Here is an 800-nt window from a genome sequence, read left to right as displayed (position 1 = left end):
AGGGTACAAGACCAGCTGCCATCCGGTTGTACCAGTGCAGTACAGGAACCTGAAGAACCGGTGGTGACAGTTACCGTGGCACCAGGCTCACCGGTACCGGTCACCGGATCACCGTTGGTTGGTACATTGATCACTGGCGCGGCCGGTGCACTGGTGTCGATTTCAATACTGACGGTCGCTGCAGCTGATTCATTGCCCGCAGGATCCGTAGCTGTTGCACTCAGTAAATTGGTGCCGTCTGCCAATGCTGGAGCAATGTCACAACTCCAATCGCCGTTGATATCAGCCACCACAGAACAGGTTTCTCCCAATGGACCGGTTACTGTCACTGTGGAACCAGGTTCTGCAGTACCCGTTACTGTTGGGGTGTTGTTATTGGTCAATTGGCCGGCTGTCGGTGAAGTAATGACTGGAGCTGCCGGAGGTGTGTTGTCCAGGGTAAAGAAGGCATCAGACTGCACTGAGTTACCTGCCGCATCGGTGGTGGTGGCTTGTTCATCACCATCCACGGCACCGCCAGCGGTGGCCGAACAGGTCACCACATTGCCGGCTTCAGCGCCACAGGCATAACCCGGAATGGTCACGGTGGCACCGGTTTCAACACCGGTACAGGTCGCGGTCAGGGTTGTGCCGTCATTGGCAGGATCCGGAGTCACGGTACACACCGGAGCCGCCGGAGGCGTGTTGTCCAGGGTAAAGAAGGCATCAGACTGCACTGAGTTACCTGCCGCATCGGTGGTGGTGGCTTGTTCATCACCATCCACGGCACCGCCAGCGGTGGCCGAACAGGTCACCACATT

The 800-nt window shown here is 57.6% G+C and carries 1 protein-coding gene; it reads right to left on the bottom strand.

The window, feature by feature from the left end; translation table 11 throughout:
• Positions 1-800: Ig-like domain-containing protein (locus tag B0475_RS17355; RefSeq protein WP_198538375.1), on the bottom strand; the 800-nt coding region annotated here is incomplete at both ends.

It is taken from the genome of Marinicella sediminis (assembly GCF_002000055.1).
In the GTDB taxonomy this organism is placed as follows: Bacteria; Pseudomonadota; Gammaproteobacteria; order Xanthomonadales; family Marinicellaceae; genus Marinicella; species Marinicella sediminis.
This window is presented reverse-complemented; position numbering and strand designations above follow the sequence as displayed.